Genomic DNA, 20390 nt, shown 5'->3' with positions numbered 1-20390 from the left:
CACTCGGCCAGCCGAATGGAAGAGAGCATCTCGGGGTTCAAAGTTCGCGGTGACTGGGGCGACATCGTCGAACACGGCGAGCGTATCACGCGCGCGCTTCGAGACGTCGATGTCCACGATCCTGACCAGGACGACGCACGCTTTGTGCGCGCCTTCGAGGAGTGGGACGAGTGGCGTCCCAAGGCCCACGAAACCCTCGAGTCCGACGTCAGTGAAAAGACCGCCGATCAGGCCAGCGTCGAGGAAGGCAAAGGCGAGAAAGCCGGCAAAGAGCCGGACGAAGACATCAAGACCGCCGGCGAGAAGCTCTCGGAGTCCTACGAGCAACTCGAGGACGACGACGCCGAGGCCGCGGTCGACAACTGGAAGGAGTCGATCGATTACGTCGCGCGCGCGGCCGACTCCGCGAGCCGGAAGGCCCTGCGCCGCGTCGAGGACACGGTCTACCAGAACGTGATGACCCAGCTCGCGCCGTACTACTTCGACAACGAACTCGTCAGCGCCAACGTCCAGCAGTCGACGCGCAACGGCGGGAACGGCGAGCGGTTCGTCTTCGAGGTCAACGTCAACGACGACGACCTCAAGGAGGCGGTCTCCGACCGACTCGCCGAGTACGAAGACGAGGTCGACCGCTGGCACGTCGAAGTCGAGAAGGATACCGACGCAGCCGAAGCCATCGAAGGTGCCGAGCCGCCGCCGGAACCCGACGACAACTCGAGATCGACGACGAACTGAGCGAGTACGTCGGTTACGAGACCCGCGGGCCTGCCACCCGAAGTGAGGTCTCGAGCGTTCCAGCGTGACGACTACCCTACGGCATCGAGATTACTTCTCAACGGAATCGGGTGGATGACTGAGATACTCGAGCAGAAGTGCGAGTACGCTACCGACGAATCCGATTACCAGTGTCGGTAGTACGAAATCCGACGGAACCACATCACTGATCGAATCCAGTCCGGCAATTGCTAACGTACAGACCATCGTAGCGGCTGCAACTCTCTCTAATCGAGTATAAGATCGATAGTATAACACCCCTATGAGTGTGGTAGCCATCAGTGCATATGCGAGGCCTTCAACCATGACCGTACGTGATTTATTTCCCGTCTGACTATAATTGGGTATGGTCCTCAATCAAATCGAGAAGGGGAAATGGTTTCTCAAATCAGAGGGGAATAAAGCGCCACTCAGCGTCGGAATTCTAGGTTGGCTCATCCTAATCAACGGAATTAGGAACGGTATTCAAGCCATTAGTGGAGAGAACCCCCTGGAGATCTGGCCAGCAATCGTCTTCAGTGTGTGTACAGTCGGTATCGGCTGGACGATTATCACTGGCCGGCCAATCGGCCTCGCCGGTGGATTCCTCGGTTGGAGTTTTCATATTACAGGGGGATTTCTTGGGATTCTCGACTCAGGTACTGTCCAAGGCGATGACGATCTACTACTAAGTGCCGTGGCTGCCACAACACTCTGGCTGACCGGCCTATGGATCCTGTACAAACACAGGGCGTTCTTTCTCGAGCACGCCGCGACCGATTCCGAGCCACTCGAGTAATGCGGGCGAGTTCTGACACGGCAGAAAGCGGACACAGTGATCGGGCAGCCACTCACGGATCGCACCACGGTATCGACTCGAGCAGCCTCGCGGGCTCTCCACTCGGCCGCCACTGGCAGCCGCAGGTCGGCACACACTTGTACGGTCCGCTAATAGGAAGCCAGTAGATGGTCGAAATCGCCACGCTGGGAACCTTTCTCGTGGCCGCACTCGCGAGTCTCTTCATGGCATGGGCGATCGGTGCGGGCTCGAGCGGTTCGACACCCTTCGCCCCGGCGGTCGGCGCGAACGCGATTTCGGTGATGCGGGCCGGCTTTCTCGTCGGACTGCTGGGCTTCAGCGGCGCGGTCTTGCAGGGCGCGAACGTCTCCGAGGCGGTCGGGACGGAACTGATCGGCGGGGTGACGCTCTCGTCGCTAGCGGCGACGATCGCCCTGCTCATCGCGGCCGGATTGGTGGCGATCGGGATCTTCACGGGGTATCCCATAGCGACGGCGTTTACGGTTACCGGAGCGGTCATCGGGGTCGGGTTCGCCATGGGCGGCGACCCCGCGTGGGCCAAATACACCGAAATCGCCACGCTATGGGTTCTGACGCCGTTCGTCGGGGGATCCATCGCTTACGCGGTCGCCCGGGCGCTGCGCTCCGAGGTGGTCGCCGAAGAGTACCTCATTATCGTCTTGGCCGGCATCGTCGGCGCGATCGTCGCCAACATCGAGTTCGCACTCCTCGGCTCCGGACCCGGCGGAGAGTCGATCGCACAGGCCTCGAGCGGCTGGATTGGCGGACCAGCGATCGCCGGGACCGCCGCCGCGACGCTCGTGATCGCGGCGCTTTGGGCGGGCGCGATCGCGCTCGATCTCAGGAACGGAACCGAACGCGGTGAGCGCCACTTTCTACTGATTCTCGGGGGGCTCGTCGCCTTCTCGGCCGGCGGCAGTCAGGTCGGGCTCGCGATCGGCCCACTGATCCCGCTGTCGGGCGAACTGGACCTGCCGCTGATTGCGATGCTCGTCGGCGGCGGCTTCGGCCTGCTGCTGGGGTCGTGGACCGGCGCGCCGCGGATGATCAAGGCGATCTCGCAGGACTACTCCTCGCTGGGGCCGCGGCGGTCGATCGCCGCGCTCATTCCCTCGTTTATGATCGCCCAGAGCGCGGTCCTCTTTGGAATCCCGGTCTCGTTCAACGAGATCATCGTCAGTGCGATCATCGGAAGCGGCTACGCCGCGGCCGGCAGCGGCGGTGGCGTCAGCGGTCGCAAGATGGGCTTTACCGTGCTCGCGTGGGTCGGGTCACTCGCCGGTGCGATCATCGTCTCCTTCGTCGGCTACACCGCCGTCGCCGCGGTCGTCCTCTGATAGGGAGCCTCGTAGCCGTTCATCGATTCGGGAGACAGGACCGAGAAACACGACTCCCCCCGGACTCACGAGTAGCGACGAAACTCCCTATGAACGGGTCGACATCGAACGGTCTTTACACGACGGATCGTGAGTTCGAGTATGGACGAGGACGCCGTCGACGTCACCGATACCCCCGACGAGACGATCCAGTGGCGGCGGGACGCAACCACCTCCCGCACCGTCCGCCTCCTATGGATGGTCGGGGTCGGGACCTTCTTCGCCGCGATCGGCATCGTCATCTGGTGGCGACTGTACAGGGTCGCCGGCGAAGCCGCCGGCGGGGCCGGCCGGACTATCATCACCGCTCTCGTCGTCGCACTCGCCGCAACAATCCTCGCGCTGGCCGCCTCGAGTCAGACCGAACGTAACCTCGAGCGGCTCGTCCGACGGCTCCCGGTCGACGTGCCTTCGGGAACGGCCCTGAACCGGGCGATGGACGCCGCCGTCGGGACGGTCGTGATGGGGGCGGTCATCGGCGGACTGATGGGAATCGGCCGATACGTCTCCCAGACCGGGTTACTGGCCGGTGCCGGTCCCTTTACCGGGCTGGCGGCGCTCTGTCTTCCGCTCGCGCTCGTCGCGCTCGTCCTCGCCTCGTTCCTGCAGTCCGTCGGGGCGCTCGACCGCGAGGAGGGGACGATCTACCTCTACGAACCCGAGCAGGCGATCGACCTCGCGGTGATCGACGCCGTATCGGTCCGAGAAATCGGGGACGCCGCGGTGCTGGGGCTCACGTACGCGCAACCGGACGGCCAGTACGTACAGGGACCGCGCCGGATCGTCGTGCCGCCGGCGGTCGCCCGCGACGTCGCGGCGATCGTCGAATCGCGGGACTAACGGGTCAAAAAATTCGAGCGGCGACGGTCACTCGTCGTTCTCGTCGATTTCCATCGGCGCGGCTTCGCTTTCCGGCTCCGCCTCGCTCTCCTCGTCGGGCACCTCGAGTTTCTTGAGCCGGGCTTTCAGAATGCGGGTGTTCTCGACGGTCTCGACCGTGATACGGACGCCGTCGTAGGTAATTTCCTCGCCTTCCTCGACGAGTCGGCCCGCACGGTTGAAAATGAATCCAGCGATAGTCTCGAACTCTTGGCCCTCGGGGAGATCGATCTCGAGGGATTCGTTGACGTCCTCGATGTTGACCTCGCCGCGGACGAGGACGGTGTCGTCGTCGATTGCCTCGATGGGCTGTTCCTCGCCGCCCTCTAAGATCTCGCCGATGATCTCCTCGATCATGTCCTCCATCGTCACCAGCCCCTCCGTGGTCCCGAACTCGTCGATGACGATCGCCATGTGCATCCGGTTTTCCCGCATCTCGGTCAGCAATTCGTCGACGTTCTTGGACTCGGGCACGTGCAGCGTCGGCTGAATGAGATCGGCGAGTTCGAGTTCGGCGTCGGCGGCCTCGCCGTAGTTGAGATCACGCACCAGATCGCGGATGTGGACGACGCCTTGGACGTTGTCGAGGCTCCCCTCGTAGACGGGAACGCGGGCGTGACCGCTCTGAATACAGGTCTCGATCGCCTCGTCGATCTCGGCGTCTTTTGGAACCGCCGTCATGTCGAGTCGCGGGGTCATTACCTCCTTGACGATCGTGTTGTTAAAGCGGAAGATCCGCTGGAGCATCTCGTGTTCTTCTTCCTCTAAGACCCCCTCGCGCTCGCCGGACTCGATCATCTCCTGAATTTCGTCGCGGGTGACGTAGGGCGACTCGATCGCGCCCGTCGACCCGATGAGGTTGTTGATCTGGCGCGTGAGGTAATCGAAGAGGACGATCAGCGGAAACAGCAGATACTCCGTCGCCTTCAGCGGTTTCGCAATGCGAATCGACCACGACTCGGTGTTCTCGACGGCGTAGGACTTGGGGACGCTCTCGCCGAACAGGAGGACCAGCGCGGTGATCCCGAAGGTCGCCAGCAAGACCCCGACTAGCCCGCCGAAGTACAGCGACAGGATCGCGGTCGCGATCGAGGACATCGCGATGTTGACGATGTTGTTGCCGACGAGAATCGTCACGAGCAGCCGGTGAGGGTCGTCCTTGAGCCCCTTGACTAACTCGGCACCGGGAATGTCGTCCTCGATCATCCCCTCGACCCGGTGTTTCGGTAGGTTGAACATCGCGATCTCGGACGAGGAGAAGAACGCGGAGAGCGCAATGAGGACGACGACGGCAAGCGTGCCGAGAGTCGTCACCACCGACTGGTCGAACTCGAGGCCCACGAACGGGAGTTCGTAGGCGGCCAACGGAACCGCAAGCAGCGGAGACAACGCCATTGATGTACAGCCTTATAGCCGGATCGGTTAACCGTTTCCCATTTTACAACGGGTCACGGACAGCGCCGCCGGCGACGACACGTTTACCCGATCCGTTCCCCTACGCTCGAGTATGAGCGAGACCGCCGAGCCACCGATCACGTTCTACCGGCTCCAGGGCTGTCCGTACTGCGAGCGAGTCGCCCGGCTGCTCGACGAGTACGACCTCGAGTACCGGTCGCGGTTCGTCGAGCCGATGCACTCCGACCGAAACGTCGTCAAACGCGTCGCTGGCGTCCGGACCGTTCCCGTCATCGTCGACGAGACCACGGGCGTGACGATGGCGGAAAGCGCCAACATCGTCGACTACCTCGAGTCGACCTACGGCGAGGGCGACCGTCCCGACGCGGCCGCGGCGGGTGCCGGAGGTGACGACTGATGCCGGAGTTCGATGTCGTCGAACTCGGTCCGGCGGATCACCCCGAATTCGGCGAGGAAGCGCCCGAGTTCACCCGACCGCTTGTCACCGACGAGTTCTGGGAGGACCGAACCCTGTCGGAACTCGTCAGTGAGACCGAGGGCCGAACGATTCTCGTCTTCACCCCGATGACCGGCTCCTTCGTCGCCAAGTACGTCTGGGACGAACTCGCGGAGCGAAACTGGGACGAGCGCGCAGATCGCGTCGTCGGCGTCACGGCCTCGACACCCTACGGCGTCAAGCGGTTCCTCGAGGACAACGACTCCCCCTTCACGTTCTTTGCCGACCCCGGCAACGGGGTCGCGGAATCGTACGGAATCGACCACGACCTCGACGGCATGACCGGCATCAGCGAGCCCCGCGTCGCCTTCTTCGCGCTCGGTTCGGATCGCACCGTCGAGGGCGCGTGGGTCGCGGCCGACTGGCCCGACTTCCCCGACTACGACGCCCTCGAGTCGGAACTCGGCCTCGACTGATCGGCACTGAGCGACAGCTTTTTGCGCGCGATCCGCCGATTTCGAACCGAATGAGTGAGTTCGACCGCGCAGCTGAGGCGATCGAGGCGGGGGAGCTCGTCGTCTACCCGACCGAGACGGTCTACGGCCTCGCCGCGGACGCCCTCGAGTCGGCCGCCGTTGAGCGGGTCTTCGAGACGAAAGGCCGGGATCGATCGAAACCGATCTCGATGGCAGTGCCCTCGGTCCCGTCGGCGCTCCAACACGTCCGCGCGACCGAGCGAGAGCGGCAGTTCATGGGAACGTTTCTGCCCGGCCCCGTGACGGTCCTCTGTCGGCGACGCGAAGCCGTCCCGGACGAACTCACGGCCGGGCAGGACCGCGTCGGGGTTCGGGTGCCCGACAACGAAATCGCGCTACGGCTCTGCGAGCGAGCCGGCACACCGATCACGGCGACCAGTGCGAACGTCAGCGGGCGGGAGAGCGCCCGCCGGCCCGCCGATCTCGATCCCGAGATCCGCGAGGCCACAGCCGTCGTCCTCGACGGGGGCGAAACCGACGGCGGGACCGAAAGCACCGTCGTCGACGTCTCGAGCGGGACGATCCACCGCCGCGGCGCGAAGGCCGACGAGATCGAAGCCTGGCTCGAGCGACACTGATTCGCGGCGGTTCCGATCGGTAGACGTTTTTGCATACACCGCCCGATGAGCAGTCAGCCCACCAGTGTCTCGTGGTTTCGGGCGCGCTCGGTGCTGTGGTTCCTCCTCGCCGTCACGGTCCCCGGCGGCGTGTACGCCGGCAGTGGGATCGTATTCGGCGGGCAGTCCTTCGAGAGCGCGGTGCTGATCGGCATTACCTTCGGGCTCGTCTTTGCCGTCACGACCGCGGTCCTGAAAGACGCGCTCGGTCGGTAGCTCGCGCTAACGGCTACAATCCCAGCAGCGACCGCACGGTTCGGGTTTTGACACCACACTCCGCCGCGAACTCACAGGACTCGCACTTCGAGCGGTTGTTCGTTCGGGACGGCGGGCCGTCTAGCTCCCGAACCGCACGAAGCGCGCTGCGATACTCGGCTTTCCGTCGCGTCGTCATCCGAACGGGTCGGATCACACCAGCGGCCGGATACTCGAGCCACGCCCGTTCGACCGGGTCCTGGTGCTCCCACGCCAGCGCCTTGGCGGCCGCGACCCCGTGGACCGACTGGGGTCCCCAGACGCCGTTTTCGGGGGGTTCGCCCGGGGAGATCACCACCGGCTCGAGCGGCTCTGCGAGCACTTTATGGATAATTCCGCGACAGTCCCGACCGGTCGCGAGCACCTCTCGATCGTGGGGGTTTCGGAGCCGATCCCACTGGCCCGCGTCCTCGAGTCGCCGTTTCGTCCCAGCCAACCGGTCGCGATACTGGGCCGGCGAGTTGGCGATCGGTTCCGCCGCGAGATCATCGGACGGAGCCTCGAGCAAGGTTTCGTATCGAGGCTCGAGACTCCGAATCTGCTCGACTTCAGGCGGGGGCTCGCGATCCTCGTCGTCCTGCGTGCGCTGGTAATAGCACTTCCGCGCACAGTAGGCGGCAGTCCGCAGGTCGGTAAACGAGACTCGAGTGTCAGTCACGACCCGTCTGGCCGCCCGTTCGCATAAAAAGTCTCGTGAGGTTCCAGGTAGACGGAGCGAAGGTCGGTGCATCCGCGAGCGAACGGATGCGCGGCGCTTCGCGCCGCGGAAAGGCGAACGGCAAAGCCGTGAGCCAGTGAGCAAGCGGGCCGACGACTGATCCGGAGCGAGCGAAGCGAGTGGGGAGAGGAGTGTCTTCGTGAGTGAAGCGAACGAAGGCTCGGAAGACGCACTGCGTCTTCCGGTGCTTTTGGTCCAGCTTTTACCGAGTGAGGTTTCGCTGGTAGTAACCAGCGAAACCTCACGCAGCGTAAAAGGTGGATTCTAGAAGTCCACGTTGGTTTCCATTCCCTCGGTCGCGTCCTCGAGGCCGTCCTCGCGGAGGTCGGAGGCCATCTGCTGAGAGAGTTCCGAGTCCGCGAGGATGCTGTCGAACTCGTCGCGGTAGCGGTCGTTTGCCGCTCGCGATTCGTCTTCGGCCGCAGCGACACGCCGGTAGCGCCGGATTCGGTCCGCGCTGACGTCGTACTCCGCGGCGAGCGTGGCGTCGTCTTCGTCGCGATCGCGGATCGCCGCGAGGTCGACTTCGTCGGCGTCGTCCTCGCCCACGAGGTGGAGCGACATGCGGGCCTCGAAGACATCGGCGGTGTCGATACCGAGGTCGTCGGCGATCGCCTCGTCGCTCCGGTCGTCGTAGAAGGCTCTAGCGACCGATATCAGTTCGTCGTCGGATAGCCCCGTCTCGAACGCGTAGCGTTCGCGCATCTGTTGGACGACGCTCTCGAGTCGGTCCTCGTCCGAGCGCTCGTCTCGCTCGAGGGAGCCGCGGGTGTTCTCTTGAGACTCGGTGACGGTTTCCTCGCCGTCGGTGACGTCGGTGAAGATATCCCGGAGTTCTTCGGTTTTATCGTTCATGGGTGGACACTCCAGACGGGAGTCTATTTAAACCTGTTGCCAGTATACGTTGGGTCGAACTATTGACATTAACAACAATTATAAACTCGCAATGGACAATAAATTTTCGCAAGACGGCGTCGAGGTGGTCTGGCGGCCGGTGTGGCAAGAATTAAGTTACAGCCCTCCCCCTCTAATGGACATGCACGCGCTAGCACAGTCAGACGTTGCGAGGGAAACATACTGGGGGATCACCAGCGTGGAATACGCGGTGTTTTACCTCCTCGCGTTTACCGCCATCGCCGTCTTTACCTATGGCGTTTACCGGCGGTTCGCCCGCTACGCACAGGGCGACGACGATTCGTTCCCTCGTCTGAACGATCTGCAAACCCGCATTGTGAGCGCGGCCAAAATCGCGCTCTCGAACGAGAAACAGTTCAACAGGGACCTCTACGGCGGCCTAATGCACTCGTTTATTCTCTGGGGCTTCCTGACGCTGTTTATCGCGACGACCATTCTGATGGTCGACGAGTACGCCGCCCAGAAGTTGCTCGGCTTTTCGTTCTGGAAAGGCGACTTCTACCTCGCCTACCAGTTCATGGTCGACGCGATGGGCCTGCTCTTCGTCGTCGGCATCGGGATGGCGATGTACCGGCGCTACTGGGTTCGTAACCACCGCCTCTGGGACCGCCACACCTCGAGCGAGGACGATCTCTTCATCTGGACGCTGTTCGCGCTCGGTATCGGTGGCTTCCTGCTCGAGGGGCTGCGGGTCTACAGCGCTGGAATTCCCGACTACGAAATCGTCAGCTTCGTCTCCTACGGCATGGCACTGGGCTTCGACGCGATCGGTCTTCCGACGCTCGGGCCCGAACAGGCCGGCCTCAACGGGGCCGGCCTGAACGTCGAGAACCTCCACTGGCTCGCCTGGTGGTCCCACTCGCTGATCGCCTTCTTCTTCATCGCGTGGATCCCCTACGCCAAGCCGTTCCACATGATCTCCTCCTTTGCGAACGTTGTCACGCGGGACCAGAAGGCCGGCAAGCGCCTGCCGAACGTCCCCTCGGATCTGGACGCGACCAATGCCGAATCCATCGACGACTTCACCTGGAAGGAGATCCTCGATCAGGACGCCTGTACCAAGTGCGGTCGCTGTTCCTCGGTCTGTCCCGCCAAGGCCTCGGACCGCCCGCTCGATCCGCGGAACGTCATCCTCGACCTGAAATCCTATCGGGAGGACCTCGACGCCGGCGGCGAGGAACAACCGATCGTCGCCGACGGCGGCACCTCGGTGATCGACTCCGAAACGATGGACTCCTGTATGGCCTGTATGGCCTGTATGGACGCCTGCCCCGTCGAAATCGAACACCTCAAGAGCTTCACCCGGCTCAACCGCCAGCTGACCGATCAGGGCGACGTCTCCTCGAGCATGCAAGACGTCTTCCAGAACGTCATGCAAAACGGCAACACCTTCGGCGACTCGCCGCGCAATCGCGGCGACTGGGCCGACGAACTCGAGTTCGATGTCACCGACGCCCGCGAGGAGGAAGTCGACTACCTCTGGTACGTCGGCGACTTCCCGAGTTACGACGAGCGCAACAAGCAGGTCGCCCGCTCGCTGGCCACGATTCTGAAGGAGGCCGACGTCAGCTTCGGCATTCTCTTCGACGACGAGAAGTTCGACGGCAACGACATCCGGCGGGTCGGCGAGGAACTGCTCTACGTCGAACTGGCCGGCCACCACGTCGAGACCTGGGAGGACTGCGAGTTCGACAAGATCGTCTGTACGGACCCCCACTCCTACAACACGTTCAAAAACGAGTATCCCGAGGTCAACTTCGACGAGTTCGCCGACGACCCGATGATGCCCTTCGACTACGAGGAGCAGTGGAACGAAGACGGCGAGATCGACGTCTACCACTGGACCCAGGCCGTCGAAGAACTCGTCGAGGAAGGTAAACTCGACCTGAGCGGAACCGAGCTCGACTACACGGTTACCTACCACGATCCGTGTCACCTCGGCCGGTACAACGACGAATACGAGGCCCCGCGCGAACTCATCAAAGCAACCGGCTGTACCTTAGACGAGATGCCCCGCAACCGCAGCAACTCCTTTTGCTGTGGCGGCGGCGGTGGCGGTCTCTGGATGGACTTCGAAGAAGAGCCAAAGCCCAGCGAGGAACGCCTCCGCGAAGCGCTCGAGGACACCGACGCCGGCAGCGGCGTCGAGAAGTTCGTCGTCGCCTGTCCGATGTGCATGACGATGTACGAGGACGGCCGCAAGACCGGCGGCTACGAAGAGGAGATCGAAGTCGTCGACGTGGCCGAACTCATCGTCGAGGCGATCGGCAAGGCCGACGAGGCACAGGTCGAAGTCACCGCGGACTGATCGATATTCCGATCGGTCCGGTAGCCGACGAATCGGATTCGTTTTGTGGGTCAGTCGAACGGAAAATTCGAACAGTAGTACCGCTATAGTAGCCACTGAAAGTCAGTGCACACCTGATCGCACGACCGCGTCGCGATCAGTGTGTAAATCGTTTCAGTGGCTACTGTAGTTGTCGCTGATCATCGTCGGGTCGATCCGATCGACGAGCCCGTCGAAGTCGTCGTCGAAGCTGAGAACGGAATCGATACCGTCCCGCTCGACGATCGCGATCGTGTTCGCGTCCGTGAAACTGAGCGAATGATCTCGATAGTTCTCGAACGTTTCGAGCGTCTCCTCGAACAGTTCTGGTGTCGTCTGCTGTCGTTCGATCCGATCCGGGTATCCACCACGGCCCAGGATTCGCTGTCCGATAGTCCACGCGGCGTCGTAGCTACCCGTTCGTTTCCGGGTAAGCGTGATCGCTTCGTCGATCACGTAGTCGCTCGTGTATGGACGGCCGAGACTGCCTGCGAGGACTGTCTGCATTGCATTGGCTGCCGCTTCATGTCTCGCTGCGGCACTATCATGCTGCGCGAAGAAAACGCCAGTGTCGATAAATACGCTCATTCGCCGTACAGAACCTCATCGATGTCTTCTTCGGTCGTTTCGATACCTGAGTCGACGGTTCCGGACAGCCATCGATCGATTTCGTCCTCCGACAGTGGCTCGAAATCGTCCCGATACGAATCAATTATCTCGTCTTTCGATTCGTACGTGTTCGTAACGATCCGTTCGAGGAGGTCCTGTTGAGTCACGTTCGTTCCCGTTTCGAGGCGAATCTCTGCTTGAAGCTCCTCGAGGTATGATTTCGTGACATCTGTGACTTTGATCGAGGTACTCATATGTGCTAGTAGCGGACTCCACTGAGAAAACTGTTCTCCCGCTACGGGCAATGTCTTCCGACAGACGAACTCAGAACGCGACAGTCGCTATCGAATGACGTTCGAGCAGAGATAGTAACAACTGCAACTAGTTACACACTGATCGCACAGCTATCGTGCGATCAGGTGTGCACTGACTTGCAGTGGCTACTATAGAAATCGGAGGGAAACCGGCTAGTCAGTCGGAGCGGCCAACTCGAGTCGCAGTCCGATTGTCGGCCCCGGAATCGACCCCGTCCGCCCGCACCTCTCGGACGAACTCGAGGAAGTTGTCGAAGACCAGTTTCGCCTCGCAGGCCCGCTGATAGTTCGCTTCGGTGATCTCGCCGAGGATCGACTCGAGGCGCTCGTCGGAGAGTTCCTTCCGGTGGACGAGTTCGCGGGCGGTCTTGGTGTCGTACTCGGGGTGGAACTGGACGCCGAAGACCCGGTCCTTGCGGAAGCCGTGGTTCGAGTAGTCGTTTTCGGCGAGAGGCTCGGCACCGGGTGGGAGGGTGGTGACCGCGTCGGAGTGGCTGGTAAAGGAGAGGAACCGCTCGTCGATCCCCTCGAACAGCCGCGAGTCGCCGAGCCGGTCGATCTCGCTGTAGCCGACCTCGTAGACGCCCATATCTTCGACGGTGCCGCCGAGGACGTCGGCCAGGAGCTGGTGGCCCCAACAGACCCCGAGGAAGGGGACGCCGCGATCGATCGCCTCGCCGACCCACTCCTTGATGGGCTCCATCCAGTCTTCGTCCCAGTAGACCGACGATCGGGAGCCGGTGACGACGGCCCCGTCGTATGCGAAATCGTCGGGGACCGCGCCGTTGGTGGCGTCGAATTCGGCGAGCGAAGCGTCGAGTTCGCGGCGGAAGTTCCGCGTCGTGTTCTCGTCCTGATGGGCCGCGTTCAGGACGGCGATTCGGAGTTGACTCATTGGCACCTAGTGGCGACTCAATGGGAATAGGTGTTCCGCCCTGCGCCGTCGTTGCCGCGACCGCGGACGGCTCGTTCGAGTGCCGTCTCTCCATCGAGCGAACGGAAACCGGGTACGACCACTGGGCGTCAGAGCAGGACGTAGGTACCGTCCTCGTCCCGGCGAAACCGGTCGTCGGTGTGGAACCAGCCGTCCGCGAACCGACCGCGGTCGCGGCTCTCGTCGTATTCGTCGCTCTCGAGTTCGGCGGGTTCGTACCAGTTCTCATCGTCGGTTCCGGTAGGTGGTACGTACCCGTCCGCGACCAGAGGGCCCGAAAGCTGCAGCCGGCCCTCGACCGCGCCCTCGAGGACCTCTCCCTCGTCGTCGACCAATCGAGCGCGGCAGTCCGGTACCGGCGTCCCGACGGCCGTTCCGTCGGTGTCGGGTTCGATCGCCGCCTTCCCCGCCTCGAACGCCTGACTCAGGGCGGTCGGACACTCGAGGCGGCCGTAGACCCGCGCGACCGAAATCCCCTGGTCGCGGTAGGCCCCGACCACGTCCTCGGCGACCGGGGCCGCACAGACCACTCGCTCGAGCGAGTCGACGGCGGCGGCGAACCCGGACTCGGCGGCGAGATCGCGAAGAGCCGTTTCCCGGCCGGGCAGGAACGTCGCCGCCTCGGCCTCGATCGCGGCGAGCGCGTCGCCGGGGTCGAACGCGCGATCGAGCAAGAGCGTGCCGCCGACGTGTAGCACCGACAACGCGGTGCGGACAAGTCCGTCGACGGTCGACAGCCGCGTGGTCAGTGGGACGATATCGTTCGCGGCGAGCCCCCACGCCGCGGCGGCTGTGGTGCAGTTGCGCTCGACGGCCGCCGCCGAATAGCCGGCGATCGGACGCCCCGCCTCGCCGTGGAGAGCCAGTAGCGGGTTGTCGCCCGCCGCTGCGTGCTGTTCGTCGAGATCGATATCGACGCGGTCGGCATCAGCGAGTTCCTCGAGTGTCACCGTTCGGTCGAACGGAATCGATCGCACCAGATCCCGTTGGGCCGCCTCCGAGACGACCAGATCGGGCTCGAGGACGTCGAACGGGCGTTCGACGGAGGCCGGTGTCAGCAGGTGCGAAATCGGCGCGAACGTCGCGCCGAGTCGCCGGCAAGCGAAAAACAGCGCGAGCGCGGCGACTCTGTTACGCGTGACGAGACAGACGGTGTCCTCCGGACCGATGTCCAGCGCCGCGAGCCGTTCGGCCGTCCGCGTCGCGATCGTCGAGAGGTCATTGTAGGAAACCCGATCCTCGTCGATCGTCTCCGCCGGCGCGTACAGCCGCTGCTCGGAGATATCGACGACCGCCGTCCGATCCGGGAACTGCTCGGCCCGGCGAGCCAGCGAGCGGGTCACGACGGGACCTCCCACGCTCGAGTACGTAGTGGATCGGGAGGCAATCGCAAGCACGAGATGCGACGACGGGCCACAGAACGGGAGAGGCGGTGGGTGAGAGCGATGAATCGATTTAATCGTCGTCCGTATGCTCCGCGAGAAAGCCCAGCAATAGATCGTTGACCGTCCGCGAGCGCTCGACGAAGGCGAGATGGCCCGCCTCCTCGAGCGTCCTGAACTCCCCGCGCGGAAGCCCGCGAACCAGTTCCTGTCCGGCCGCAGGCGATACCAGTTCGTCCGCGCCGCCGTGGATCACTTGTGTCGGCTGGGTTACCTCGACCACCCACTCGGTCGCATCGAACCCCTCGAGCGCCGCGACCTGTGCCGACCAGCCCGCCCGGTCGGCGTCGCCGTCGGCTCGCCAGTCGACGATTCCCTCGACTGCGTCGGGTTGGGCCTCGCGAAATTCGGCCGAGAGCCCCGCCTCGAGCGACTCCCGGAGCGCATCGGGGTCGTCCGGCGACGCAAAGAGGGGCTCGAGGTCGAACTCGGCACCTCGAGACGCCGTTCCGAACAGCGTCAGCGTCTCGACGCGACTCGAGGTCCGAGCCGCCGACAGCGCGATCGCCCCGCCGAGCCCGCAGCCGACGAGGTGGGCGTTAGTTATCTCGCAGTCAGCCAGTACCGCCTCGAGGTCGTCGACGAGCGTCTCGAGGGTGTAGGGGCCGGGCGGTGCATCGGAGCGGCCGGTGCCCCGGAGGTCCCAGACGACGGCCTCGTGGGGGCCGGCGATGGCGGCGTGTTGCCAGCCCCAGAGCCAGCCGCCGAGGCCGGCCTCGGGAACGAAGACCACGGGGTCGCCGTCGCCGGAGCGGTCGTAGTACAGCGAGACCGATCCGTTCGAAGCAGTCGGCATGGGAGAATCGACGGGACGAGCGCTGAAAGAAGGGGCTGATTTCGACTCGCGCGATCGGCGACCAGCGGGGCCGCCGAATCAGGCGTTCAGGATCTGCCGCAACACGTCCGGGGCGTCCTCGAGCGCCGCGTCCAAATCCTCGACGTTGGGACCGCCGCCCTGCGCGAAGTCCGGCGGGCCGCCGCCGCCGCCGCCGACCTTGGATGCAAGCTCGCCGACGACATCGCCGGCGTTGACGCCCACGTCGTCGGGCACCGCGACGACGAACTGGGCACCGCTCTCGCCGCTGCCCAGCACTGCGATCTTGCCCTCCTCGACGAGGGCGTTCGCCGTCGCGCGGAGTTCGCCCATATCCGCGTCGATCCGGTCGATGACGGCCGTCGTCTCGCCGATATCGACTTCCTCGCCGCCGCCACCGCCGCCGGCGCGGGCCTCGGCGAGTTGTTCCGTGAGGTCTTCGATCTCCTTGCCTCGAGCCTTCCACTCGTCGAAGAACCGTTCGGCGGTCTCGGGCACGTCTTCGGGCGAGACGTCGAGGATTGCAGCGGCCTCGTACAGCGCGTCTTCTTTGATCTGAGTCGCTTCGATGGCGGCCTCGCCGGCGGCGAAGGTAATTCGCTCGACGCCGTCTTGCACTCGCTCGGTGTTCAGGACCTTGATCGCACCGATGTCGCCGGTGCGAGCAACGTGGGTGCCACCGCAGGCTTGGACGTCCTCGTCGACGGTGATCAGGCGGATCTGCTCGCCCGGTGGGATGCCGCCCTGATAGAGGTCGAAGCCGTGTTCGGCTTCGGCGTCGTGGCGGTCGGGCCACTCCTGGGTGACCTGCGTGTTGTCCATCACGATCTCGTTTGCCCGTTGCTCGATCCGCTTGACGTCCTCGCGGGAGATCCGATCGTAGTGTCGAACGTCGATCCGCGAGGAGTCGACGCCCTTCTGGGCACCGGCTTGCCGGATGTGTTCGCCGAGTACCTGTCGTGCGGCGTGGATGACGATGTGAGTCGCCGTGTGGTGGCGCATGAGCTGCCGGCGTCGGCCGCCGTCGACTTGCCCGTTGACCAGTTCGCCCTTACCGGGGTCCTCGTCGGTCCGGTGGAGGATGACGCCGTCCTCGATCTGGACATCGGTGACTTCGACGGTCGTATCGTCGGTCGAGAGCGTCCCCGTGTCGGCCGGCTGGCCCCCGCCTTCGGGGTAGAACATCGTCTGGTCCAAGACGACGTCGTAGCCGTCCTCGCGCTCGAAGACGTCGAGCACGACCGCCTCGAACTGGGTTCGCTCCTGATCGTCGTAGTAGAGTTTCTCCGTCTCCGGGAGATCCTCGAAGCGCTCGTCTTCCTCGTCCTCGACCTCGGCGACCGCCTCGGGCGTGTCGTGGCGCTTCGCGACGAGGCTGTAGAAATCGTCGGGAATCTCGACGTCCGCGCCCGTCTCCGCGGCGATCTCGGCGACCATATCGGGTTGGATGCCGTGGGAGTCGTAGAGTTCGATCAACTCGTCCGTGGGAATCGGCTCGCCTTTCTTCGCGTACTCTTCGGCGAGCGTCTCCACCCGGCGGCCGCCCCGCTCGAGCGTCTCGCGATACTTCTCGACCTCGGTACGGACGATATCCCGGATCGTGTCGCGGTTCTCGTACTCGAGACGTTCTGCCTGCATGTCGACGAGTTCGTCGAGCGGCGCGTCGACGCCGACGGTGTCACAGAGCCGCTTGGTGCGTCGGAGGACCATCCGCGCGAGGTAGCCGGTCCCGACGTTCGACGGGACGATGCCGTCGCCGAGCATGTAGGCGAGGGTGCGACAGTGATCGGCGATCGCGTAGATGTCCTCGAGGGGTTCCATCAGGTCCTCGAGTTCGGCCGCGTCGACATCGAGTTCGGCGGCGATCTCGCTGCGGGCGGTCTCCATGTCCTCGGCCTCGTCGATGTCCATGTGGCCCGCGAGTTTGGCGGCCCGATGGACGAGCGCCTCTTGGTCGTCAGTGTGCTCAAGACCCGCGTTCTCCTTCAGGAAGGCGATCATGTCGGGGTAGACCGCCTCGTAGACGGTCGGGGTCCCTTGGGAGACCCACGTCCACCGCTCGAGCCCGTAGCCGGTGTCGACGATGTAGGTGTCCATCGGGCTGTAGCGGTTTCCGTCTTTCATCTCGTACTCGCCGTCCGGGTCCTGTTCCATCGACATGAAGACCAGCGTGGCGAGTTCGACGCCGCGGTAGATGACCTCGATGGCGGGACCGGCGTTGCCGCCGCCGACCCACGGGTCCTCGATGTAGATGACCTCGTCGAGGTCGACGCCCATCGAGTCGAAGAAGCCGTCACAGAGTTCGACGGTGTGGTCCTTCCAGTAGACCTCGCCGTGGTAGGCGTACTCGTCTTCTTCGACGTCTTCGCGCGTGTTGAACGCGTGGTGGGCCATCATTTCGAAGGCCATCGTGTGTCGTCCGGTCTTGCCGACGTTGTCGATGTCCTGCATCCGGATGCAGGGCTGAGAGACCGTCAGGGGGTTCGCCGGCGGTGGCGTCTCGCCGCTGGTGACAAGCGGCTGGAAGTCGTAGATCGACGCTTGGGTCAGCAAGACGTCGTCGCGCCAGCGGTTCGCCGCGACCGGATAGGGATCGATTCGCTCGTGGTCGTTGGCCTCGAAGTAAGAGAGAAAGGCCTCGCGCATCTCGGTCAGGCTGTACGAGTCGTCGAAGCCCGAGTTGTCGATGAAGCCGTACTCCTCGCAGGGCGGCTCACCGCAGGTCACCCGATTGTGGTCGCGCGTCCAAAAGTGCGCGCCACACTCCGGGCACTCCTTGCGCTCGAACCCTTCCTCCTCGAAGTACTCGAGGCGGTATTCCTCCGCCAGTTCGCTCATTACGCGTCTATTGGCCCTGCAGCGCGTAAAACAGTTCCGCAACGGCCATCGGCGAAACCATCGTCGGACGCGACTCCGAGCGAGACGATCGCGAACGCCGCCTCTCGCGAGGGACGGCTCACCGATCGATATCGGGGATACCGTTTTACCGCGGCGGAGAATCACGCAATACAGACACGTGAACGACGACGGGACGACGAACGCACCGGCGAATCCGCGACCGCGGACGGTACTCTACGTAGCCGGCTCGGAGCGGGCCGCGAGCGACGGCGCTGTGGAACTCGAGGCACATCCGTCGGGTCCGAAGCGGTCGGTCCACGCCGTCACTGCGGTCGAGCGGGTTCGGAGTTGGGCGCCGGACGCCGACTGCGTGGTCTTCGCCGAGACGCCGACGACGGCGGCCGGCTCGACGCTGCTCGAGGTCGTCGACGCCTGCGGCGCGACGCCCGTGATCCTCTTTACCGAGTCGTCATTCGCGCCGGCAGCGGCGCGGTCGACCGGCGGGATCGACGGCTACGTCCGCCGCGAGACCGGCGATGCCGTCGCACACCTCGTCGACGAGATCGAGTGGGTCTGCCGTGGGGAGAAGACAACGGCCGCCGACGCCGAGGCCGGGACGGAACCAGAGGTAGACAGCGCGAACGACGCGATCGCGATTGGCGGCGAGCAGGGGGAATCGAACACCGATCCGGCCGACTCGAGCGACCCGGCGGCCCGGCTCCTCGAGGCGGTCCCCGAACTGGCTGCCTGTCGCGATCGGGACCGGCTCTTCGAACTGGTGGTCGCGAGCGCGGTCGACGCCCTCGAGCGCGAGGCCTGTTGGCTGTCGACGGTTCACTTCGGGGAGTTCGCGCCGCGAGCGACGGCACCGGCGGTGTCGGACGGCGACCTCGAGGCGCTGTCGCGCGAGGGGCCGCTCGGCGATGTCCTCCGAACGGGCAAGGCGCTGCGGATCGACGATCTCGCGGCCGACGACCGGCTGGCGGCCCCGCTCGAGGAGACCGCGTCGCTGTGCTGTGTTCCGGTCGGCGACGTGGGTATTCTACAGATTGCCGCCAGAGAGACGGCAGCGTTCGATGAGGGCGACTGCGACCTGCTCTCGACGTGGTGTCACGCAGCCGCTGCGGTCCTCGAGCGGATCGACACAGACGCGAACCGCGCCACGGCGCGCGACCGACTACGCCAGGAGCGCGATCGGCTCGCAGACGAACGGGATCGAGCAGCGAACGACCGGGACGAGATCGCCGCCGAGCGCGACCGGGTGGCAGCCGAACGCGACCGCCTCCGGGCCCTGTTCGCGAACGTGCCGGAGCCGGCAGTTCGATACGAGATCGATGACGGGCGGCCGATCGTCCGAACGGTCAACGACACCTTCGCCGAGGTCTTCGGCACCGATCCCGAGGCGATCGTCGGCGCGCCCGTCGACGAGGACACCGTCCCGCCGGGCCTCGAGACCCGGCGGGCGACCCTGCTCGAGTCGCTGCGAGCGGGCGAGCGCCGCCAGTTCGTCAGTCGCCGGGAGACCGCCGACGGCGTTCGCGAGTTCCTGCTGACGCTGGTACCTGTCGAGGCGGGCGCGACCGGAGCCGCGGCGTCCGGCGAAGACGGGACGGCACAATCGCCCGACCACAACCCCGAGGGGCTGATCGTCTACAGCGACGTGACCGAGGTGAATCGGCGGGAGCGGGAGGCGGCCGCCGCCGAAGCGCGCCTCGAGACGATCGCGGACCTGGTCGACGAGGACGTGCGAACCCCGCTGAACGTCGCCCGGGGCTACCTCGAGTTGGCCGCCGAGACCGGCGACCCGGAGCACTTCGCGGAGGTCGACGACGCACAGGAGCGGCTCCGGGAACTCGTCGATCAACTGGTCGCGATCGCTCGGCAGGACGACGTGCTCGTCGAGACCGAACCCGTCGCCGTCCACGACGTCGCACGGCGGGCGTGGGTCGCCGTCGACACCGGCGACGCGCGGCTCGTCACTCGGGCGGCGAACGATCGCGTGCTCGAGGCGGACAAAGCGCGGCTGCGAGAACTGTTCGAACACCTGCTGCAGACGGTCATCGGGGACGCGGAGAACGATGTTTCCGACACCGGAACCGGAGCGGACGGCACGGGCAGCGACGCCTCGATTGTCACCGTCGGCGCGACCGACGACGGCTTCTACGTCGCCCGGCACAGCCCCGACGGCGACGCCGCGACGGTCGACGACGGGATCGAGACGAACCCCGTTCTCGGCCGATTGGCCGCGGCCGACGGCACCGGGTTCGGGCTCGGCACCGTCGAGCGCATCACCGACGCTCACGGCTGGAGCGTCGGGGTCGCCGAGGACGACGATCGCGTCGCGTTCGCGTTCCGCGGCGTCGGCGACAGAGACGAAACTGACGCGTGAAAA

At 64.6% G+C, this 20390-nt stretch carries 19 protein-coding genes; 10 read left to right on the top strand and 9 right to left on the bottom strand.

Annotated features, from left to right (window positions below; all coding sequences use genetic code 11):
* Positions 1–15 precede the first annotated feature (15 nt).
* From ACJYUO_RS15625 to ACJYUO_RS15610, 4 genes are all read left to right on the top strand, one after another.
* Positions 16–735 carry a DUF5828 family protein gene (locus ACJYUO_RS15625; protein WP_494346269.1) on the top strand — a complete coding sequence of 240 codons (720 nt, stop codon included), beginning with the start codon at positions 16–18 and terminating at the stop codon, positions 733–735.
* Positions 736–1120: 385 nt separating this feature from the next.
* A complete protein-coding gene (locus ACJYUO_RS15620; protein WP_494346268.1) occupies positions 1121–1552 on the top strand; it encodes a hypothetical protein in 432 nt (143 codons plus the stop codon).
* 167 nt (positions 1553–1719) lie between these two features.
* Positions 1720–2910 carry an inorganic phosphate transporter gene (locus tag ACJYUO_RS15615; RefSeq protein WP_494346267.1) on the top strand — a complete coding sequence of 397 codons (1191 nt, stop codon included), beginning with the start codon at positions 1720–1722 and terminating at the stop codon, positions 2908–2910.
* Positions 2911–3051: 141 nt separating this feature from the next.
* Positions 3052–3789, top strand: a complete 738-nt coding sequence (locus ACJYUO_RS15610) for a hypothetical protein (protein ID WP_494346266.1) — start codon at positions 3052–3054, stop codon at positions 3787–3789.
* A gap of 27 nt (positions 3790–3816) precedes the next feature.
* On the opposite strand, the gene ACJYUO_RS15605 is transcribed toward ACJYUO_RS15610, so the two are convergent.
* Positions 3817–5223 (bottom strand): hemolysin family protein, encoded by a 1407-nt coding sequence (locus ACJYUO_RS15605; protein WP_494346265.1) that lies wholly within the window; start codon positions 5221–5223, stop codon positions 3817–3819.
* Between the two features lie 112 nt (positions 5224–5335).
* Here ACJYUO_RS15605 and ACJYUO_RS15600 point away from each other — a divergent pair, with 112 nt between their 5' ends.
* The 4 genes from ACJYUO_RS15600 to ACJYUO_RS15585 are packed head-to-tail and all read left to right on the top strand — an operon-like array spanning position 5336 to position 7049.
* A complete protein-coding gene (locus ACJYUO_RS15600; RefSeq protein WP_494346264.1) occupies positions 5336–5641 on the top strand; it encodes a glutaredoxin family protein in 306 nt (101 codons plus the stop codon).
* On the top strand, positions 5641–6156 hold the full coding sequence (locus ACJYUO_RS15595; protein WP_494346263.1) for a redoxin domain-containing protein: 516 nt from the start codon (positions 5641–5643) through the stop codon (positions 6154–6156). The genes ACJYUO_RS15600 and ACJYUO_RS15595 overlap by 1 nt, the downstream gene beginning before the upstream one ends.
* A gap of 50 nt (positions 6157–6206) precedes the next feature.
* A complete protein-coding gene (locus ACJYUO_RS15590) occupies positions 6207–6794 on the top strand; it encodes an L-threonylcarbamoyladenylate synthase (RefSeq protein WP_494346262.1) in 588 nt (195 codons plus the stop codon).
* A gap of 45 nt (positions 6795–6839) precedes the next feature.
* Positions 6840–7049, top strand: a complete 210-nt coding sequence (locus tag ACJYUO_RS15585) for a hypothetical protein (RefSeq protein WP_494346261.1) — start codon at positions 6840–6842, stop codon at positions 7047–7049.
* A 13-nt stretch (positions 7050–7062) separates the two neighbouring features.
* On the opposite strand, the gene ACJYUO_RS15580 is transcribed toward ACJYUO_RS15585, so the two are convergent.
* Positions 7063–7746 (bottom strand): CRISPR-associated protein Cas4, encoded by a 684-nt coding sequence (locus ACJYUO_RS15580; protein WP_494346260.1) that lies wholly within the window; start codon positions 7744–7746, stop codon positions 7063–7065.
* 324 nt (positions 7747–8070) lie between these two features.
* Complete coding sequence (locus tag ACJYUO_RS15575) at positions 8071–8661, bottom strand: conditioned medium-induced protein 4 (RefSeq protein ID WP_494346259.1); 591 nt, start codon at positions 8659–8661, stop codon at positions 8071–8073.
* A gap of 181 nt (positions 8662–8842) precedes the next feature.
* On the opposite strand from ACJYUO_RS15575, the gene ACJYUO_RS15570 reads away from it, so the two are divergent.
* A complete protein-coding gene (locus tag ACJYUO_RS15570; RefSeq protein WP_494346258.1) occupies positions 8843–11029 on the top strand; it encodes a (Fe-S)-binding protein in 2187 nt (728 codons plus the stop codon).
* Positions 11030–11182: 153 nt separating this feature from the next.
* Here the strand turns inward: ACJYUO_RS15570 and ACJYUO_RS15565 are convergent, their stop codons facing one another.
* The 6 genes from ACJYUO_RS15565 to alaS form a co-directional block, all read right to left on the bottom strand.
* Positions 11183–11635: a type II toxin-antitoxin system VapC family toxin gene (locus ACJYUO_RS15565; protein ID WP_494346257.1), complete on the bottom strand. Its 453-nt coding sequence runs from the start codon at positions 11633–11635 to the stop codon at positions 11183–11185.
* On the bottom strand, positions 11632–11910 hold the full coding sequence (locus tag ACJYUO_RS15560) for a hypothetical protein (protein ID WP_494346256.1): 279 nt from the start codon (positions 11908–11910) through the stop codon (positions 11632–11634). Before ACJYUO_RS15560 ends, ACJYUO_RS15565 begins: the two co-directional genes overlap by 4 nt.
* A 217-nt stretch (positions 11911–12127) precedes the next feature.
* Positions 12128–12865 carry a type 1 glutamine amidotransferase gene (locus ACJYUO_RS15555; protein ID WP_494346255.1) on the bottom strand — a complete coding sequence of 246 codons (738 nt, stop codon included), beginning with the start codon at positions 12863–12865 and terminating at the stop codon, positions 12128–12130.
* 128 nt (positions 12866–12993) lie between these two features.
* Positions 12994–14247, bottom strand: coding sequence for an AMP-binding protein (locus ACJYUO_RS15550; RefSeq protein ID WP_494346254.1), 1254 nt, complete (start codon positions 14245–14247; stop codon positions 12994–12996).
* A gap of 112 nt (positions 14248–14359) precedes the next feature.
* Entirely contained in the window at positions 14360–15142 is a 783-nt protein-coding gene (locus ACJYUO_RS15545; protein WP_494346253.1) for an alpha/beta fold hydrolase, read from the bottom strand.
* 78 nt (positions 15143–15220) lie between these two features.
* A complete protein-coding gene (gene alaS, locus ACJYUO_RS15540) occupies positions 15221–17998 on the bottom strand; it encodes an alanine--tRNA ligase (protein WP_494346252.1) in 2778 nt (925 codons plus the stop codon).
* Between the two features lie 178 nt (positions 17999–18176).
* Between alaS and ACJYUO_RS15535 the strand changes: the two genes are divergently transcribed.
* On the top strand, positions 18177–20387 hold the full coding sequence (locus tag ACJYUO_RS15535) for a GAF domain-containing protein (RefSeq protein WP_494346251.1): 2211 nt from the start codon (positions 18177–18179) through the stop codon (positions 20385–20387).
* The last annotated feature ends 3 nt before the right edge of the window (positions 20388–20390 follow it).

The sequence above is a fragment of the Natrinema sp. CRL1 genome (assembly GCF_059162405.1).
The sequence above is the reverse complement of the archived record's forward strand: the minus strand, read 5'-3'. Positions and strand labels throughout refer to the sequence as shown.

What these genes read in the sequence shown, in the direction of transcription:
- ACJYUO_RS15625 (WP_494346269.1), top strand. Translation starts at nt 16, where the DNA reads ATGGAAGAGAGCATCTCGGGGTTCAAAGTTCGCGGTGACTGGGGCGAC.
- ACJYUO_RS15620 (WP_494346268.1), top strand. Translation starts at nt 1,121, where the DNA reads ATGGTCCTCAATCAAATCGAGAAGGGGAAATGGTTTCTCAAATCAGAG.
- ACJYUO_RS15615 (WP_494346267.1), top strand. Translation starts at nt 1,720, where the DNA reads ATGGTCGAAATCGCCACGCTGGGAACCTTTCTCGTGGCCGCACTCGCG.
- ACJYUO_RS15610 (WP_494346266.1), top strand. Translation starts at nt 3,052, where the DNA reads ATGGACGAGGACGCCGTCGACGTCACCGATACCCCCGACGAGACGATC.
- ACJYUO_RS15605 (WP_494346265.1), bottom strand. Translation starts at nt 5,223, where the DNA reads ATGGCGTTGTCTCCGCTGCTTGCGGTTCCGTTGGCCGCCTACGAACTC.
- ACJYUO_RS15600 (WP_494346264.1), top strand. Translation starts at nt 5,336, where the DNA reads ATGAGCGAGACCGCCGAGCCACCGATCACGTTCTACCGGCTCCAGGGC.
- ACJYUO_RS15595 (WP_494346263.1), top strand. Translation starts at nt 5,641, where the DNA reads ATGCCGGAGTTCGATGTCGTCGAACTCGGTCCGGCGGATCACCCCGAA.
- ACJYUO_RS15590 (WP_494346262.1), top strand. Translation starts at nt 6,207, where the DNA reads ATGAGTGAGTTCGACCGCGCAGCTGAGGCGATCGAGGCGGGGGAGCTC.
- ACJYUO_RS15585 (WP_494346261.1), top strand. Translation starts at nt 6,840, where the DNA reads ATGAGCAGTCAGCCCACCAGTGTCTCGTGGTTTCGGGCGCGCTCGGTG.
- ACJYUO_RS15575 (WP_494346259.1), bottom strand. Translation starts at nt 8,661, where the DNA reads ATGAACGATAAAACCGAAGAACTCCGGGATATCTTCACCGACGTCACC.
- ACJYUO_RS15570 (WP_494346258.1), top strand. Translation starts at nt 8,843, where the DNA reads ATGCACGCGCTAGCACAGTCAGACGTTGCGAGGGAAACATACTGGGGG.
- ACJYUO_RS15565 (WP_494346257.1), bottom strand. Translation starts at nt 11,635, where the DNA reads ATGAGCGTATTTATCGACACTGGCGTTTTCTTCGCGCAGCATGATAGT.
- ACJYUO_RS15560 (WP_494346256.1), bottom strand. Translation starts at nt 11,910, where the DNA reads ATGAGTACCTCGATCAAAGTCACAGATGTCACGAAATCATACCTCGAG.
- ACJYUO_RS15555 (WP_494346255.1), bottom strand. Translation starts at nt 12,865, where the DNA reads ATGAGTCAACTCCGAATCGCCGTCCTGAACGCGGCCCATCAGGACGAG.
- ACJYUO_RS15545 (WP_494346253.1), bottom strand. Translation starts at nt 15,142, where the DNA reads ATGCCGACTGCTTCGAACGGATCGGTCTCGCTGTACTACGACCGCTCC.
- alaS (WP_494346252.1), bottom strand. Translation starts at nt 17,998, where the DNA reads ATGAGCGAACTGGCGGAGGAATACCGCCTCGAGTACTTCGAGGAGGAA.